The sequence below is a fragment of the Pantoea sp. SIMBA_079 genome (assembly GCF_046940275.1).
Taxonomy (GTDB): domain Bacteria; phylum Pseudomonadota; class Gammaproteobacteria; order Enterobacterales; family Enterobacteriaceae; genus Pantoea; species Pantoea borealis.
On sequence record NZ_JAWRYR010000930.1, the window covers coordinates 1 to 235 of the forward strand.

The 235-nt window shown below is 64.7% G+C and carries 1 protein-coding gene; it reads left to right on the top strand.

Annotated features, from left to right (window positions below):
- Window positions 1-10 precede the first annotated feature (10 nt).
- Window positions 11-118 carry a DUF3046 domain-containing protein gene (locus SB719_RS22660; protein ID WP_412160110.1) on the top strand — a complete coding sequence of 36 codons (108 nt, stop codon included), beginning with the start codon at window positions 11-13 and terminating at the stop codon, window positions 116-118.
- Window positions 119-235: the final 117 nt, after the last annotated feature.

Sequence of the window (235 nt, forward strand, 5' to 3'; positions counted from 1 at the left end):
GAACGAGGCGATCGCGGCCGGACTCCCGCCGCGGGAGGTCTGGATCGCGTTGTGCAAAGAGACGGGCGTCCCGTCGTCGCGCTGGTATGGCGCGGGGAAGCCGGCTCCGCAGCGCTGATCGCGTGTGCGACACGCCGGTTCCCGACTCTCGAAGATATGTTCGGAACTGGTTACACTTCTTCACAACGGCAGTCGAAAACCGGTTGTCCACAGATCGCGCGTCCCTCGCTTCGAG